The sequence below is a fragment of the Phaeobacter sp. 11ANDIMAR09 genome, assembly GCF_001294455.1.
GTDB lineage: Bacteria > Pseudomonadota > Alphaproteobacteria > Rhodobacterales > Rhodobacteraceae > Pseudophaeobacter.
The window spans coordinates 148494-163393 of record NZ_LIKT01000007.1; the positions used below are offsets into that span (position 1 = coordinate 148494).

At 58.7% G+C, this 14900-nt stretch carries 15 protein-coding genes; 6 read left to right on the forward strand and 9 right to left on the reverse strand.

The features are described 5' to 3' along the window. The first annotated feature begins 11 nt into the window (after positions 1 to 11). The 4 genes from AN476_RS08305 to AN476_RS08320 are packed head-to-tail and all read left to right on the forward strand — an operon-like array spanning position 12 to position 3836. Positions 12 to 884 carry a carbohydrate ABC transporter permease gene (locus AN476_RS08305; RefSeq protein WP_054460637.1) on the forward strand — a complete coding sequence of 291 codons (873 nt, stop codon included), beginning with the start codon at positions 12 to 14 and terminating at the stop codon, positions 882 to 884. Then, positions 877 to 1785: a carbohydrate ABC transporter permease gene (locus tag AN476_RS08310; RefSeq protein ID WP_054460639.1), complete on the forward strand. Its 909-nt coding sequence runs from the start codon at positions 877 to 879 to the stop codon at positions 1783 to 1785. The genes AN476_RS08305 and AN476_RS08310 overlap by 8 nt, the downstream gene beginning before the upstream one ends. 4 nt (positions 1786 to 1789) lie before the next feature. Then, entirely contained in the window at positions 1790 to 2887 is a 1098-nt protein-coding gene (locus AN476_RS08315; RefSeq protein WP_054460641.1) for an ABC transporter ATP-binding protein, read from the forward strand. Between the two features lies 1 nt (position 2888). After that, entirely contained in the window at positions 2889 to 3836 is a 948-nt protein-coding gene (locus AN476_RS08320) for a glucokinase (RefSeq protein ID WP_054460644.1), read from the forward strand. 100 nt (positions 3837 to 3936) lie between these two features. Here the strand turns inward: AN476_RS08320 and AN476_RS08325 are convergent, their stop codons facing one another. From AN476_RS08325 to AN476_RS08340, 4 genes are read right to left on the reverse strand one after another with little or no spacing between them, the layout of a single operon-like run. After that, positions 3937 to 4728 (reverse strand): SDR family oxidoreductase, encoded by a 792-nt coding sequence (locus AN476_RS08325; protein WP_054460647.1) that lies wholly within the window; start codon positions 4726 to 4728, stop codon positions 3937 to 3939. A 2-nt stretch (positions 4729 to 4730) separates the two neighbouring features. Continuing rightward, the gene (locus tag AN476_RS08330) at positions 4731 to 5669 is read right to left on the reverse strand and encodes an SDR family oxidoreductase (protein ID WP_054460649.1); all 939 of its coding nucleotides are present in this window, start codon (positions 5667 to 5669) and stop codon (positions 4731 to 4733) included. Then, positions 5666 to 6568 carry a bile acid:sodium symporter family protein gene (locus AN476_RS08335; RefSeq protein WP_054460651.1) on the reverse strand — a complete coding sequence of 301 codons (903 nt, stop codon included), beginning with the start codon at positions 6566 to 6568 and terminating at the stop codon, positions 5666 to 5668. Before AN476_RS08335 ends, AN476_RS08330 begins: the two co-directional genes overlap by 4 nt. After that, positions 6565 to 7914 (reverse strand): NAD(P)/FAD-dependent oxidoreductase, encoded by a 1350-nt coding sequence (locus AN476_RS08340; protein WP_253279863.1) that lies wholly within the window; start codon positions 7912 to 7914, stop codon positions 6565 to 6567. Before AN476_RS08340 ends, AN476_RS08335 begins: the two co-directional genes overlap by 4 nt. A 76-nt stretch (positions 7915 to 7990) precedes the next feature. Between AN476_RS08340 and AN476_RS08345 the strand changes: the two genes are divergently transcribed. Then, positions 7991 to 8635 carry a TetR/AcrR family transcriptional regulator gene (locus AN476_RS08345; RefSeq protein ID WP_054460655.1) on the forward strand — a complete coding sequence of 215 codons (645 nt, stop codon included), beginning with the start codon at positions 7991 to 7993 and terminating at the stop codon, positions 8633 to 8635. A gap of 14 nt (positions 8636 to 8649) precedes the next feature. Here AN476_RS08345 and AN476_RS08350 read toward each other — a convergent pair whose 3' ends face one another. The 5 genes from AN476_RS08350 to ugpB all read right to left on the reverse strand — a co-directional run bounded on the left by AN476_RS08350 (position 8650) and on the right by ugpB (position 13842). Continuing rightward, on the reverse strand, positions 8650 to 9609 hold the full coding sequence (locus tag AN476_RS08350; RefSeq protein WP_054460656.1) for a glycerophosphodiester phosphodiesterase family protein: 960 nt from the start codon (positions 9607 to 9609) through the stop codon (positions 8650 to 8652). After that, a complete protein-coding gene (locus AN476_RS08355; protein ID WP_054460658.1) occupies positions 9609 to 10679 on the reverse strand; it encodes a sn-glycerol-3-phosphate import ATP-binding protein UgpC in 1071 nt (356 codons plus the stop codon). Before AN476_RS08355 ends, AN476_RS08350 begins: the two co-directional genes overlap by 1 nt. A 12-nt stretch (positions 10680 to 10691) precedes the next feature. Further along, positions 10692 to 11543: a sn-glycerol-3-phosphate ABC transporter permease UgpE gene (gene ugpE / locus AN476_RS08360; protein WP_054460661.1), complete on the reverse strand. Its 852-nt coding sequence runs from the start codon at positions 11541 to 11543 to the stop codon at positions 10692 to 10694. After that, complete coding sequence (gene ugpA / locus AN476_RS08365) at positions 11543 to 12424, reverse strand: sn-glycerol-3-phosphate ABC transporter permease UgpA (protein WP_054460663.1); 882 nt, start codon at positions 12422 to 12424, stop codon at positions 11543 to 11545. Before ugpA ends, ugpE begins: the two co-directional genes overlap by 1 nt. Positions 12425 to 12540: 116 nt before the next feature. Next, positions 12541 to 13842 (reverse strand): sn-glycerol-3-phosphate ABC transporter substrate-binding protein UgpB, encoded by a 1302-nt coding sequence (ugpB, locus tag AN476_RS08370; protein ID WP_054460665.1) that lies wholly within the window; start codon positions 13840 to 13842, stop codon positions 12541 to 12543. A 135-nt stretch (positions 13843 to 13977) separates the two neighbouring features. Here ugpB and AN476_RS08375 point away from each other — a divergent pair, with 135 nt between their 5' ends. Continuing rightward, positions 13978 to 14886 (forward strand): LysR substrate-binding domain-containing protein, encoded by a 909-nt coding sequence (locus AN476_RS08375; protein ID WP_054460667.1) that lies wholly within the window; start codon positions 13978 to 13980, stop codon positions 14884 to 14886. Positions 14887 to 14900: the final 14 nt, after the last annotated feature.

The following is a 14900-nucleotide window of genomic DNA, read 5'->3' on the forward strand; positions in this document are numbered from 1 at the left end:
GGCAGGACCCAATGCACGCATGGCTGGAACGTCAGATCCCCAAGATGGTGCTGGCCCCTTCGTTTGTGGCGATCCTCATCTTTGTTTATGGTTTTATCGGCTGGACCGCCTGGATCTCGCTGACCCGATCAAAACTACTGCCCAAATATGACCTATACGGGCTGATCCAGTATCGGCGCCTGTTTGCCGCGCCGCGCTGGGACACGGCTATGGACAATCTGTTCCTGTTTGGCGCCCTGTTCATCGGCATTGCCATGGCACTAGGGCTGTTGCTGGCCATCCTGCTGGACCAGCGCATCCGTGCCGAAGGCGTGCTGCGCACCATCTATTTGTACCCTATGGCGCTGTCGATGATCGTCACCGGCACCGCCTGGAAATGGATCATGAACCCCGGTCTCGGCATTGAGGCCATGGTCAGAAGCTGGGGGTTCGAGAGTTTCAGCTTTAACTGGGTGATTGACCCGGACAGAGCGATCTATGCGGTGGTGATCGCCGGAGTCTGGCAGGCCTCGGGTTTTGTCATGGCGCTGTTTCTGGCCGGGCTGCGCAGCGTTGATAGCGAGATCATCAAGGCGGCGCAGATTGATGGCATCCCCGGCTGGCGGATCTATACGGCCATTATCCTGCCCTCGATGGCGCCGATCTTTCTGTCGGCCTTTATCGTGCTGGCCCATCTGGCGATCAAAAGCTTTGATCTGGTGGTGGCGCTGACCGGCGGCGGCCCTGGTTATGCCACCGATCTTCCTGCCACCTATATGTATGCCATGGCCTTTTCGCGGGGCGATATCGGTCAGGCGGCAAGTTCAGCCATGGTGATGATGGGCGTCGTCTTTGCCATTGTTGTCCCCTATCTCTACTCTGAACTGAGGGCGAAACATGTCTGATTTTTCTGCATTCTCCGCCGCGCCGCGCGCCGTCGCAGCCCCGGCCCGCCCCGGACAGATCGCCCTACGCTGGCTGTTGTTCTCGCTTCTGGGATTGTTTGCACTGTTCTACCTGTTGCCGCTCTTTGTCATGCTGACCACCTCGCTCAAGAGCCTGGAGGAGATCCGCAGTGGCAGTCTGGTTTCCCTTCCGCGCGAGGTCACCTTTGAGGCCTGGCGCACTGCCTGGTCCGGGGCCTGTACCGGCATTCAATGCGAAGGCCTGCGCCCCTATTTCTGGAACTCGGTACTCTTGGCGGTCCCTGCGGTCTTGATCTCGACCTTTCTGGGGGCCGCCAATGGCTATATCATCGCCCAATGGCACTTTCGCGGCGCCAATCTGATCTTCTCGGCCATGCTCTTTGGTTGTTTCATCCCCTTTCAGGTGGTGCTGTTGCCAATGGCGCGCATGCTGGGCTGGATGGGGCTGGCAGGCACCATTCCGGGGCTGATCTTTGCCCATGTCATCTACGGCATCGGCTTTACCACGCTGTTTTTCCGTAATTTCTACGTCACCATCCCCAGCGATCTGGTCAAGGCCGCCAAGGTAGATGGCGCCGGGTTCTTTCGCATCTTCTGGTCGATCTTTCTGCCTCTGAGCCTGCCGATCATCGTGGTCACAGTGATCTGGCAATTCACCCAGATCTGGAACGACTTCCTGTTTGGCGTCAGTTTCAGCCAGGCCGGAACCCAGCCGGTGACCGTGGCGCTCAACAATATCGTCAACTCGACGACCGGCGTGAAAGAATACAACGTCGACATGGCCGCGGCGATCATCGCGGGTCTGCCCACACTGTTGGTCTATGTGGTTGCAGGTAAATACTTTATTCGCGGCCTTACCGCCGGCTCAGTAAAAGGCTAAGCACATGCCCCCCATCCTGGACATCAGAAACCTCAACAAGAACTACGGCGCGGTGGAAATCCTGAAAGAGGTCAATGTTTCGATTGATCAGGGCGATTTTCTGGTGCTTGTCGGCCCATCGGGCTGCGGGAAATCCACGCTGTTGAACTGCATCGCCGGGCTGGAACCCATTTCGGGCGGATCCATCAGCATTGGCGGGCGCGACATGACCCGCGTCAGTCCTAGGGATCGCGATATCGCCATGGTGTTCCAGTCCTACGCGCTCTACCCCACCATGACCGTGGCCAAGAATATCACCTTTGGCATGAAGGTGCGCGGGGTGGATGCCGCCACCCAGACGCGGAAGCTGGACGAGGTGGCGCGGCAACTCCAGATCGAACCCCTGCTGAACCGCCGCCCCGGACAGCTGTCAGGAGGGCAGCGCCAGCGGGTCGCGATGGGACGTGCCCTGGTTCGTGATCCAAAACTGTTCCTGTTTGACGAACCCCTGTCGAACCTCGATGCCAAGCTGCGGGTCAGTATGCGCTCGGAGATCAAGAAACTGCATCAGAACCTCGGGGCCACCATGGTCTATGTCACCCATGACCAGATCGAGGCCATGACCCTGGCGACAAAGATCGTGGTGATGAAGGGCGGTGAGGTGCAGCAGATTGGCACTCCGGCTGAGATCTACAATCATCCGGCCAATCTGTTTGTCGCCGATTTCATGGGGTCGCCCGCGATGAACCTGATCCCCGCCCGCACCCAGCGTTCTGGCCAAGGGCTCCAGATCGAAATCACCCGCCCCGAGGGAGCGCCAATGGTTCTGCAAAGCCCGCTGGCGCAGGATCTTCCCGAAAATGTCATCCTTGGACTGCGGCCCGAGGACATCATCGAGGCCGGGGCGCGCAATGGCCCGGCTGTTCAGGCAGCCCAGTGCCGCGTTGATCTGGTAGAGCCTGCCGGGGCGGATACCTATGTGGTTTCAGAACTGGGCGGCAAGCAGGTCACCGCGCGGCTGCACGCGGAAACCAAGGCGCAGCCCGGCGCCATGCTGGATCTGGCTTTTGACCTGGCCAAGGTGTCTTTCTTTGCGCCAGACAGCGGCGAACGGTTGAACTGAGATGGCACGACTGGTTGTAGATCTTGGCGGCACCAATTGCCGCCTGGCGCTGGCAAAGGGGGGGCGACCTCTGACAGCGGTGCAAAGCTACCAAAATGCAAAGTTCACCGGGTTCTCCGCTCTGCTGAGCCACTATTTGGCCGAGACAGACAGGCCGGTGATCTCGGAAATGGTCATTGCCGTTGCCGGGCCGGTCACTGGCCCGGCAACCGCGCAAAAGGCCGAACTCACCAATCGCGGTTGGCAGCTTTCGGCACGGGATCTGTCACGAGAATGGGGAGCTATCCCCGTACAACTCTTGAATGATCTGAGCGCCCTGGGGCATAGTCTGGCAGATCTCAAACACAGCGATCTTGCTGTCATTCACGCCACGCCGCACCCATCAGCGCAGCAAGGCCCTGTGGTTCAGAAACTGGTTGTTGGGATTGGCACCGGTTTTAACCTAAGCCCAGTGTTTGCAGATGCACAGGGCTCAAACTGTTTGAAGTCCGAATACGGCCATGTCGCGCTGCCGCTGGATTTGCATCAGGCTCTGGTGGCGCAACTCGGCGCCAAGGCCGCAGATTTCACCACCCTGGAATGCTGTTTCTCCGGCCGTGGACTTGCGGCGCTCTATGCGGCCTTTGCCCCAGATGCGGCGCCCCGCAGCGGTGCCCAGATCCTCGCAGCCTCCCGCCACAACGAGGTCACCGAATTTATCGACTTTTATGCAGGGCTCCTGGCCCTGCTAAGCCGCAACCTGTTGAAGGGTTTCCTTCCCCTTGGGGGGCTGTATTTTGCAGGCGCCGTGGCGCGAAACCTGCTGACAGGCCCTGGCGGTTCTGCCTTCGTCACCGCCTATTCGCAAAGGGATCCTAAGTTTCCCGATCTCGGCGCCCCGGTGTTTTGCATCCTGGAAGACGCCGCTGCGCTGAAAGGATGTGCAGGTTTTCGCTTTCCTGCGGCCTAGGCCCCGGCAACAGCAACCTGTCCCAACACTATCGTTTTGGCATCACAGCACGACACAGAACGCCAGCCCTCCTATCCTAAAAGACGCTCGGTCAGTCAGGTCACCCGCTGCGAGCAGCTTTGATCTGTCGCTCCATCAGGCGCTCAAACAGCGCCGGGGACAGTCGGTTAACAATCCAGGAAAGCCGTGCAATCCGCCCGACGGGGATGTAGGTTTTCCTCCGCGCCAGACCTTTGAGGATCTCCTGCGCCGCATCCTCCGGGGTCATGTAGTCCACCCCGTCGGCCGCAGATCCAGGGCGAGCAATGCCATCCGATTTGGCTTCGGCGCGGCCAATATTGGTGGCGACAAAGCTGGGAGCCGCAATCACTGTGCGCACCCCGTATGGCTTTTCCTCTGAGCGCAGCGATTTGAAGAAGCCCTCCAACGCATGTTTGCTGGCGGCATAGGCGGTGCGATGAAACAGCGGGCTGAATCCAGCGACCGAAGAAATCGCCAGATGGGTTCCCCCGGCCCGGCGGACCTCTCTCTGTAGGGCCTGCGCCATCCCAACCGCAGCAAAATAGTTGATATCAAAGACCTTTCTATGTGCCTCTGCGCCCAGATCCTGGCAGGCACCAATCCAGGTAATGCCAGCATTATAGATCACTAGATCAATCGAAGGGCTGGCCTGACGGATCTGCGCACAAAGCGCGCGCATGGCGTCGCTGTCGGTCAGATCACAGCCGTAGCAACAGCGCCCCTCCAGATCTGGCAATGCCTCCAGCGCTGGTCCAGGCAGGTCAATCACAATGGTGGACCAGCCCGCCTGCCGCAGCCCCGCCTCCAAGGCCAGTCCCAAACCACCCGCCCCACCGGTGATAACGGCGGTTTTTGTCGCTTTCCCTGCCATCCTCACAGCCCCGCCGCCTTTTGCCACAGCGCAAAGACCTCAGCGCTGGTGAGATCCGGCACATAGCCGAATTGCGCCTTCAAGGCGCCGTTGTCCAGCACCGGCCGATATTGCAAAAACCGCACCTGGCTTGGCCCATAACGCGACAGTTTCAGGGGATGCGCAATGGCCAGAGCCAGCTTGAGCAGCCAGACTGGCAGACGCAGCACCGGCTTGTTCAGGGCCTGCGACAGCTCCGACACACCCAGCGCCCCATCGCCCGCAACATTAAAAATGCCCGCAGGTCCGTCCTGGATGGCGCGTTTCAGAATGCGCGCCAGATCCCGGGTCCAGATAAAGACAAAGGGACTCTCACAGCCCTGCAGAGCAAGCAGGCGGGGTTTGTGAAACAGCGCGGTGATCTGGTTCTCCAGGCCTGCGCCCAATACCGTTCCCACCCGCAGCACAACCTGTTCCAGTTCAGGCGCGTCGATACGGGCCTGGGCCAGCATTTCCTCGACCCGGCGTTTGTGGTCCGAATAGGCGAACTCCGGATTGCCGCGTATTGGATCACTTTCGACCAGGGGATTGGCGTTTTCCGCATGATAGCCATAGGCCGCCCCTGAGGAGGTCACCACCAGACGCCGGACCCCATGGGCGTGGCAAGCTGTCAGCACATTGCGCGAGCCAACAACATCAACTGCATGGGCAAACTCCCGCGTTGTTGGCGACACGATCGAAGCCAGATGGATCACCACATCCGGGCGCTCGTCTCCGATCACCCGATCGGGATCCTCACCGCGCACATCCAAGGGCACAAAGCGGATGGCTGCGGGCAGATCGCAGGGCGCGCGCAGATCTGTTGCCACCACCTCATAGGCTGATCCTTCAGCCTGGGCGAGTTCCCGCAGCAGCGCCGAGCCCACATCGCCTGCAGCACCAGTAATCAGGATCTTTGTCATCGCTTTGCCTCCCGTCGCGACATCAACTTGGCGAGGGCCAGGCCTGAAATGGCGTGCCAAATACCCCAAAGGGCTGCCACCACCGCCATGCCCCCCAGCCCGTTGAAAAAGCCAAAGATCAGCACCAGCCCCAGGCCCGAGTTCTGAATCCCTGTCTCAATCGTCACGGCTCGCCGGTCATAGTTAGACAAGCCCGCCAAGGTGGCAGTTCCATAGCCCGCCGCCAGGGCAATGGCATTGTGCAGCACCACCAACCCGCCGACAAAGGGCGCAAACTGCAAAAAGAAGGCCCAATTGGCTGCCAGCGCCAAGACCACAAAACCCAGAAAAATCAGCATCGACAGGTTCTGCATTGGACGGCGCACCCGATCCGCAAAGGGGGCATGCCGACTGTTGAGATAGATCCCCAGGACCAGTGGCAAGACCAGCATCAAGGAGACAGTGAGAGCAATCTGCACCGGATCGATCTCTACCCGGTTCAAGATTTCGCGCGTAGGCGCATAAAGCTGCCCCCAAAAGGCGATGTTGAGCGGCGTGATCAGGATGGCGCCCACCGTGGCAAAGGCGGTCATCGACACCGACAGCGCCGCGTTTCCCCCGGCGCGGTGAGTAATGAAATTGGAGATGTTGCCGCCCGGGCAGGCCGCAACCAGGATCAGCCCCAGCGCAATCGAGGCCCGGGGCTCGACCATCAGAACCAGCAGAAAGGTCAGTGCAGGCAGGAGAATAAACTGCGAGGCAAGCCCGGTCAGAACCGGTTTGGGCGCGCGGATCAATCGGGCAAAATCGCTGATCCTCAGATCCAGCGCGATGGAAAACATCACAATGGCCAGGATTGCATTCATCACCAGCAAGCTGGAGGCACTGAAATTCAGAACAACCGTATCAAGATCCGTCATGATGCCCCCTGCGTCAGCGCGGAGATCCAGCCCGTGACGGCTTTGCGGTAGGTTGCCTTGTCCACGTAATAGGCCATTCGCGCCAGCTTGAGGTAGTTCATACCGCCGGTGGCGCGTTCAAAACCTGCGGATTTTTCCTGTTTCAGCTTGGCCGCACCGGCCTGTCCCTGCTGCAGCCCCTTGAGATAGCGGGCCACCATTTCCGCCTGTTCGTGCCGTCCCTGCCAGCCCAGTCCAGAGGCCTCAACCATGCCCAGCACAAAGAGATCATCGCGCTCGGGATGCATGCAGTTGAGATAGAGATGCGGCGCGGCGCCCTGCCAATTGAGCAATTCCTTATCAATAAAGGGATAGTGCAGCAGGTAGCCAGTGGCGGTCAGGATCATGTCATAGTCGGCCTGTGACCCATCGGTGAAATGCACCACCTTGCCCGCGATATGATCGATATCCGGGCGCACCTTTAGATCGCCGTGCCCAGCGTGAAACAGGATCAGCGAGTTCACCACCGGGTGGCTTTCATAAAGCGCGTAATCCGGTTTGGGGAAGCCATATTTCTGCGGATCCCCGACAAACCATTTCAGGATCATGCCATCGACACGGCGTTTCAGCCACATGGGCAGGCGAATCGCGCCGCCCATGGTATCGGCGGGCCTGCCAAAGACATATTTGGGCACGAAGTAATAGCCGCGGCGCATCGAGATATCGCAGCTCAGCCCGTGGTGGATGGCATCCACCGCGATATCGCAGCCGGAATTTCCAGCCCCCACGATCAGCACGCGCTTGTCCGCAAACTGTCGCGGGTCGCGGTACTGGGCGGCATGGATCATCTCGCCGTCAAACTGGCCTTTGAAATCGGGCTTGTTCGGCTCGGCCAGGGTGCCATTGGCGATCAAAACACCGGCAAAGATCTCGCTATGCTCCTGACCCTCGCCGTCGCGCCAGGTGACCCGCCAGCCCACGCCGCTCTCGCCCAGAGGATCACAAGAGAGCACCTCGCAATTGAAAGCATAGTCCTGGTAGAGATCAAAATGGCGGGCAAAATCGCAGAAGTAGCGCCGCATCTCTCGGTGCGAAGGATATTCCGCAACCTCTTCGCCCATCGGAAAGTCGTCAAACTGAGTCATCTTTTTGGACGAAATCAGATGCGCGGTTTCATACATCGTCGAATGCGGCGCATCGATATCCCAGAGCCCGCCCACATCCGAGTGCAGCTCGAACCCCTGGAAGGGAATACCCTGTTCTTTCAGAACTTTCGCCATGGCGAGCCCCATGGGCCCTGCGCCAATCAAAGCATACCTATCCGCCGCAGCACCATTTTGCGCCGCGTTTGCCTGTGCCGTCATCATTTTTCCTCCCTCAAGCACCCTCGGGGCGCGCTTTTAGATTGAACGACTGTTAAAAATAGGGCAAGATGTTTTTGAAATGAGTGGAAAAGTACAAGAAAATCAAAGACAACGCGCACCCAGCAAACGCTCTTTGGCAACCCGAGACCGCATCTTTGATGCCGCAGAGCAACTCTTTGCCGAGCGCGGTTTCGAGGGCGCTTCGATTCGTGATATTGCCAAGGCAGCAGGTGTTCAGGGGGCTCTGGTCAATCATCACGGCGGCAGCAAGGAGGCGCTGTTTACCACCGTGGTGGCCCGACGTGCTGAAGAACTGGCACAGCTCAGACAGGATGCGCTGGCCGCTGCCAAGGCTGCAGGGTCGCTGACCCTGCATCAAGTTTTGACCTGCTTCATCGCCCCCTTCATCGACAGAACCCTGCACGGCGGCCCCACTTGGTCCGCCTATGGTCGATTGATTGCCCATGTCTCGTCAGACATACGCTGGCAGCACATTGCCCAACGCTATTTTGACCCGACCATGGAGATCTTTCTGGCAGAGATCGCCGTGTTGCTCCCCGATGCCTCGCAGCAGAAGATCGGCGCTCATTTCATCTTCATGGTCTCGGCGATGCTGGCGCTTTGCACCTCGCGCTGGCGTATTTCCGGCCTCGAGGACGGGGCAACCACCCAGGACCTGACGGCAACCCTACTGGATTTCTGCGCGGCAGGTTTTCAAGCCTAAGACAGGCAGCCCCCCTAGACGGAGAGCGCGGCCTGTGTTTCGGACCAGACAAAGCCTTTTGTCAAAAGCCTGCGCTGCACCCGTCCGGGGTAATCCGTCACGATGGCATCCACCCCTAACCCGATCATCCGGTCGATATCAGCGACCTCGTTGACGGTCCAGACCGCAACCCGCAGACCCAGTTTCTGAGCGCGAGCCACATCCGTGGCGGTAACATCCAGGTAATAGGGACACCAAAGCGCGCCCCCCGCCTCCAGCACCTGATCCGGCAGATTGGCGCCCTCGCCCGTCAGGTCATAACTGACTGAACTGGCATGATCCTCCCCCACATCCGCCGCGTTTTCAGGCCGTTGCGTCAGGAAGGATGTCGGCATTTCCGGCGCCTGGCCCGCACATTCCGCCAGAAGCTGCCAATCAAAACTATGCATCAAGGTGCGATGCGCCAGCCCCAGGGCGCGTACCTCCTTCACCACGGCCGCAACCACCTCGCTGCGGGTTGCCGCCTCTTGCAGCCTGGCCGGATCGGATTTGATCTCGAGCATCAGATGCACATCCTGATAGCCGGGCTGGGCAATCAGTTCACAGAGATCGCTCAGACGCGGAATACGGGCCCCGTACAAAAAGGCCTGATCGGGAAAGCGCCGACCATAGTCACTGTGTCCGTCCAGCCCGCCTACATCCAGCGCCGCCAGATCGCCCCAGTCCAGATCAGCAACCTTGGGCGTATTTCCCTGGAGCCAATTGCCCGCCCCATCGCGGACAATCGAGCCGGTGAGGCTGTGGTTATGGGTGATCACCGGCACTCCATCGCGAGTCATCACCACGTCAAACTCCAACAGGCGTACCCCGCAGTTCAGGGTAAAGGCAAAGCCCTCCATGGTGTTTTCCGGCATCACGCCACGGGCACCCCGGTGCCCGATCACCCGGATCAGCCCATCGCCCCCGGTAAAGGCCGCCAACTGGGGGAACTGCATTATGTCTCCAGCCGTTTTTCAGTTTTTGGGTCAAACAGATGCAGCAACTCTGGCGCCGCTGAGAAACTGTGCTTGCTGCCGGGTTCGGCCGCGACATGGCCCGGCACCGAAGCGACGATTTCGTGCTGGCTGCCGCTAAGCTTGCCATGCAGCAGAGTATTCGCCCCCAGCTGTTCTACCATATCGACATCAATGACAATCGGGCCGATCTCATCCGGCACCAGGTGTTCAGGACGGACCCCCAAAAGCACCGCACTGTTTTGCGCCAGGTCAGCTGACACCTGCGGCGCGGCCAGCTGGACGCCGGTGGACAGGATCAGCGCCTCCGCTTCTATGGAGGCGGGCAGGAAATTCATCGCCGGGCTGCCAATGAACCCAGCCACAAAGACCGAGGCAGGCCGATCATAGAGCTCGATCGGGGTGCCGAACTGTTCGACATAGCCGCCGTTCAGCACCATCAGCCGATCCCCCAGGGTCATCGCCTCGACCTGATCATGGGTCACATAGATCGAGGTCACCCCAAGGCGTTGCTGCAATTTGCGGATCTCCAGGCGCATTTGCACCCGCAGCTTGGCATCCAGGTTTGAGAGCGGTTCGTCAAACAGAAAGACCTGCGGGTCGCGCACGATGGCCCGCCCCATGGCGACCCGCTGACGCTGCCCCCCGGACAACTGCCGCGGTTTGCGATCCAGATACTGGCGTATCTCCAGAATATCGGCTGCTTCTTCGACGCGACGGTTGATTTCCGCCTTGGAGAGTTTGCGGATTTTCAGCCCGTAGGCCATGTTTTCACGCACGCTCATATGGGGATAAAGCGCGTAGTTCTGGAACACCATGGCGATATCGCGCGCCGAAGGTTCCAGCTCGTTCACCCGACGGCCGGCAATTGCGATCTCGCCAGATGTCACGGTCTCAAGCCCAGCCACCATCCGCAGAAGGGTCGATTTTCCGCAGCCCGAGGGGCCAACGATGACGATGAATTCGCCATCACTGATCTCGCCCTCAACATGGTGCAGCACTTCGGTGGGACCGTAGGATTTGGTCAAGTCGGTTAGTTTAATTTCAGCCATTTGCGGGGCGTCCTATTTATCGGTTTCCGTCAAGCCCTGCACAAAGAGCTTTTGCATCGAGATGACGACAAAGATCGGCGGGATCATCGCCAAGAGTGCCGTCGTCATGATGATATTCCATTGCGGGCTTTGCTCGGCCGCCTCCAGCATCTGCTTGATCGACATGACGATGGTGGTCATCGAGGTATCCGTGGTGATCAGCAGCGGCCAGAGGTACTGGTTCCAGCCAAAGATGAAGAGGATCACAAAAAGCGCTGCGATATTGGTCCGCGACAGGGGCAGCAGGATGTCAAAGAAGAACCGCATTGGCCCTGCCCCATCAATGCGCGCGCTTTCCAGCATCTCGTCCGGGACCGTCAAAAACACCTGGCGGAACATGAAGGTGGCGGTGGCCGAAGCGATCAGCGGGATCGACAGCCCCCAGTAGCTGTTGAGCATCCCGAGGTTGGCGACAACTTCAAAGGTCGGCAGGATCCGCACCTCGACCGGCAGCATCAGGGTGATGAAGATCATCCAGAAGCAGGTCATGCGGAAGGGAAAGCGGAAATAGACGATGGCAAAGGCCGAGAGCAGCGAGATGGCGATCTTGCCCAGCGAGATCATCATCGCCATGGCCAGACTGTTGAGCAGCATTAACCAAACGGGGGCGCCTTCCGTGCCGCTGAGGCCCGCGCCAAACAGGGTCTGGTTCAGGTTGTCCCACAGATGGGTGCCGGGCCAGAGCGGAAGGGGCACTTGATTCATACGGAACTGGTCATGGGTGGCTGCCACAAAGGTGATCCAGATCGGCAGGGCAATGGCAATCACGCCTAGCACCAGCACAAAATGGGTAAGCAGCGAGGTGAGTGGACGACGTTCAACCATCAGTATTCCACCTTTCTTTCAACATAGCGGAATTGGACAACGGTCATGGCAATGACCAGCACCATCAGGATCACCGACTGCGCCGCAGAGCCGCCCAGATCAAGGCCGACAAAGCCATCGTTAAAGACTTTGTAGACAAGGATCGTGGTCGAGGTGCCCGGCCCGCCCTGGGTCACCGCATGGATGATGCCGAAGGTCTCAAAGAAAGCGTAGACCATGTTGATCACCAGCAGGAAAAACGTGGTGGGCGAGATCAGCGGCAGGATGATGGAAAAGAAGCGACGCCCGGGGCCTGCGCCATCAATGGCGGCGGCCTCAATCACGCTATTGGGGATCGACTGCATCGCCGCGAGATAGAACAAAAAGTTATAAGCCACCTGCTTCCAGGCCGCGGCAAGGATCACCAGCGCCATGGCCTGATTGCCATTCAGATAGTGATTCCAATCAATGCCGACAAAGTCGAGAAAATAGGGAAAGATCCCCAAAGTCGGGTTAAACATGAAGACCCAAAGCGCCCCTGCCAGAACCGGGGCCACCGCATAGGGCCAGATCAACAGGGTTCGGTACACCATGGCGCCGCGCACCACCCGCTGGGCAAAGCCCGCAAGGATCAGCGCAACCCCCATCGAGAGCGCCGCCACCAAGAGCGAGAAAATACCGGTGCGCCAGAAAGCATCCAGATAGTGCTGGTCGCCCCAGAGAACCTGAAAGTTCTCAAACCAGACGAATTCAGAGCCGAGGCCAAAGGCGTCTTCGATCAGAAAAGACTGATACATCGCCTGACTGGCGGGCCAGATAAAGAACACCAGCGTAATCGCCAGCTGCGGTGCCACCAGCAGATAGGGCAGTGGCGAAGAAGGAAAATGGACGCGTTTCAGCATGGAGTGCCCCGTATTGTGCCCTGTCTAGTACCCCGAAGGGATGCGCCGGCAAAGCAGCGCATAAAACGAAACCATGCCGCCTCTGGGGCGGCATGGTTCAGATCATGTAGCCGTGTTTATTTGGCGGAACGTTCGAACTTGCGCAGCAGGGTATTGCCACGCTCAGCCGCTGCGTTCAGCGCGTCGGTTGCAGACTTGTCGCCCGCCCAGACAGCTTCCAGCTCTTCGTTGATCACGTCACGCACCTGAACAAAGTTGCCAAAGCGAAGGCCACGGCTGTTCGGGGTTGGGGTGTTCAGGCTCAGCTGCTGGATCGCAGTATCGGTGCCGGGGTTGCTCTCATAGAAACCCTGCTCCTTGGACAGCTCATAAGCAGCTGTGGTGATCGGCACATAGCCGGTCTCCTGGTGCCACCAGGCCTGAACCTCGGGGGAGGACAGATAGGTCAGGAACTGGGCTGTGCCCTTGTACTCTTCGCTCTCATGGCCTTCGAGCACCCAGAGGGTGGCGCCACCAATGATCGAGTTCTGAGGCGCATCAGCCACGGATGTATCCAGCGGCAGCATGGTCTGACCAAATTCAAACTCGGCCTGGCTCTTGATCGAGCCGTAATAGGCAGAGGAGTTCATCCACATGCCACATTCGCCATTGGTGAACATGGGCAGGCTGTCGCCGCGACGGCCACCGTATTTGAACAGGTTGCCGTCGGTCATGGCAGCGATGCCATCCAGACGGGCTGCAACGGCTTCATTGTTAAAGCTGAACTCGGTGTCGAACCCGGCAAAGCCGTTTTCCTTGGTACCCATGCCGATGTTGTGCCAGGCCGAGAAGTTCTCAACCATGACCCAAGACTGCCAGCCAAAGGACACGCCGCAGTCCATGCCATTGTCGACCAGTTTCTGCGCGGTTTCCTGTACCTCATCCCAGGTTGTGGGAACGGCAGCACCCGCTGCGTCCAGCGCGTCTTTGTTGTACCACATAACAGGTGTGGAGCTGTTGAAAGGCATCGACAGCAGTTCCCCTTCGGGGGTCTCGTAATAAGACACAACCGCAGGCAGGAAGGCGTCGCCGTCAAAGGCTTCTCCGGCGTCTTTCATCAGTTTCTCAACTGGGTAGATCGCACCCTTGGCGGCCATCATGGTGGCGGTGCCAACTTCAAAAACCTGAACAATTTGCGGGTGCTCTTTGGCACGGAAAGCCGCAATCGCCGCTGTCATGGTTTCGGTGTAGTTGCCCTTGTAGACAGGAACAACCTTGTAGTCACTCTGCGTAGCGTTGAAATCTTCCGCGATTTTGTTGACGCGTTCGCCATTGGCCCCACCCATTGCGTGCCACCACTGAACCTCGGTTTCAGCAAAGGCGACACCCGCTGTGGCAGCCATAAGAGCCGAGCTGCAAAGAAGCGTTTTGATAGACATGTGAATAATCCCCGTTCATTTGATGCCTAAAGAGTGAGCAGAAAGCGACATAATGCAAGTGAAAGTTTTTTGACATGCATCATAATATAATGTTATATTATCGTCGATTTTCCACTCAAAGTCAGGGCTAAGTCATTGAAATTTAAATTGAGACAGTTAGAGGCCTTTCAGGCCGTGGCCCAGACCGGATCGGTCACCCGCGCCGCAAAATCCTTGGGGATTTCGCAGCCTGCCACCAGTCGCTTGCTGTCGGACTTTTCCAACTCGGTCGCGATCGAGCTGTTCCAGCGCAAAGATGGCATGCTGATTCCCACCAGCGAGGCGCGCTATCTGCTGTCAGAGGTCGGTCGGGTCTTTGAAAGCCTGCGCCATCTGGAAGAACTCAACCGTGACTTGACGGATCGCACCGCCGGGCATCTGCGAATTGCTTGTCTTCCGGGTTTTGCCAGCTCCCATTTGCCACAGCTGCTGGCCAAGTTTTTGCAGCAGCGTCCGGGGGTGAATCTCACACTTGAACCGGACCGCCCGGAACGGATCCTGGAATGGATCATAGGCGAGCAATATGACTGTGGCATAACAGATGGCTTCTCTGGCCATCCGGCTGTTGAGCACATTGATATAGCCATCAAAACCGTCTGCGTTTTCCCGCGCGGTCACCGCTTGGCCAAGCTGGAGCGTATTTCACCACTGGACCTGGCAGATGAGCGCATCATCCACACCCGCAAGAGCAGCGCATTCTTCAAAAGCCTGTCGCAATCCTTCTCGGATCATGGTGTCTTGCTTAATTCCTGGGTCGAGGTGCGCCAGTTTTCAACCGCCTGCTTGATGGTGGCCGAAGGTCAGGGCGTATCGGTGGTCAGCGCCCTGGATGCGGATCAGTTCAAGTCAAAGAATGTCGAAGTGCGGCCCTTTGAGCCAGAGCTCTATCACTGGCTATCGATCCTGCGCCCGGCCTCCGGCAGCCGCTCGCTGCTCTCGCTGGATTTTGTCGACACTTTTCTGGAAAGCCTCGCGCCCTATACCGTCAAGGCGGCAGCTCCCTGATCCGGCCGATGGGA

Bases quoted from the DNA above. Each gene is read 5' to 3' on its own strand.
- ugpB (WP_054460665.1), bottom strand. From the start codon at position 13,842: ATGTCTATCAAAACGCTTCTTTGCAGCTCGGCTCTTATGGCTGCCACA.
- AN476_RS08320 (WP_054460644.1), top strand. From the start codon at position 2,889: ATGGCACGACTGGTTGTAGATCTTGGCGGCACCAATTGCCGCCTGGCG.
- AN476_RS08335 (WP_054460651.1), bottom strand. From the start codon at position 6,568: ATGACGGATCTTGATACGGTTGTTCTGAATTTCAGTGCCTCCAGCTTG.
- AN476_RS08315 (WP_054460641.1), top strand. From the start codon at position 1,790: ATGCCCCCCATCCTGGACATCAGAAACCTCAACAAGAACTACGGCGCG.
- ugpE (WP_054460661.1), bottom strand. From the start codon at position 11,543: ATGGTTGAACGTCGTCCACTCACCTCGCTGCTTACCCATTTTGTGCTG.
- AN476_RS08340 (WP_253279863.1), bottom strand. From the start codon at position 7,914: ATGATGACGGCACAGGCAAACGCGGCGCAAAATGGTGCTGCGGCGGAT.
- ugpA (WP_054460663.1), bottom strand. From the start codon at position 12,424: ATGCTGAAACGCGTCCATTTTCCTTCTTCGCCACTGCCCTATCTGCTG.
- AN476_RS08330 (WP_054460649.1), bottom strand. From the start codon at position 5,669: ATGACAAAGATCCTGATTACTGGTGCTGCAGGCGATGTGGGCTCGGCG.
- AN476_RS08325 (WP_054460647.1), bottom strand. From the start codon at position 4,728: ATGGCAGGGAAAGCGACAAAAACCGCCGTTATCACCGGTGGGGCGGGT.
- AN476_RS08345 (WP_054460655.1), top strand. From the start codon at position 7,991: ATGAGTGGAAAAGTACAAGAAAATCAAAGACAACGCGCACCCAGCAAA.
- AN476_RS08310 (WP_054460639.1), top strand. From the start codon at position 877: ATGTCTGATTTTTCTGCATTCTCCGCCGCGCCGCGCGCCGTCGCAGCC.
- AN476_RS08350 (WP_054460656.1), bottom strand. From the start codon at position 9,609: ATGCAGTTCCCCCAGTTGGCGGCCTTTACCGGGGGCGATGGGCTGATC.
- AN476_RS08355 (WP_054460658.1), bottom strand. From the start codon at position 10,679: ATGGCTGAAATTAAACTAACCGACTTGACCAAATCCTACGGTCCCACC.
- AN476_RS08305 (WP_054460637.1), top strand. From the start codon at position 12: ATGCACGCATGGCTGGAACGTCAGATCCCCAAGATGGTGCTGGCCCCT.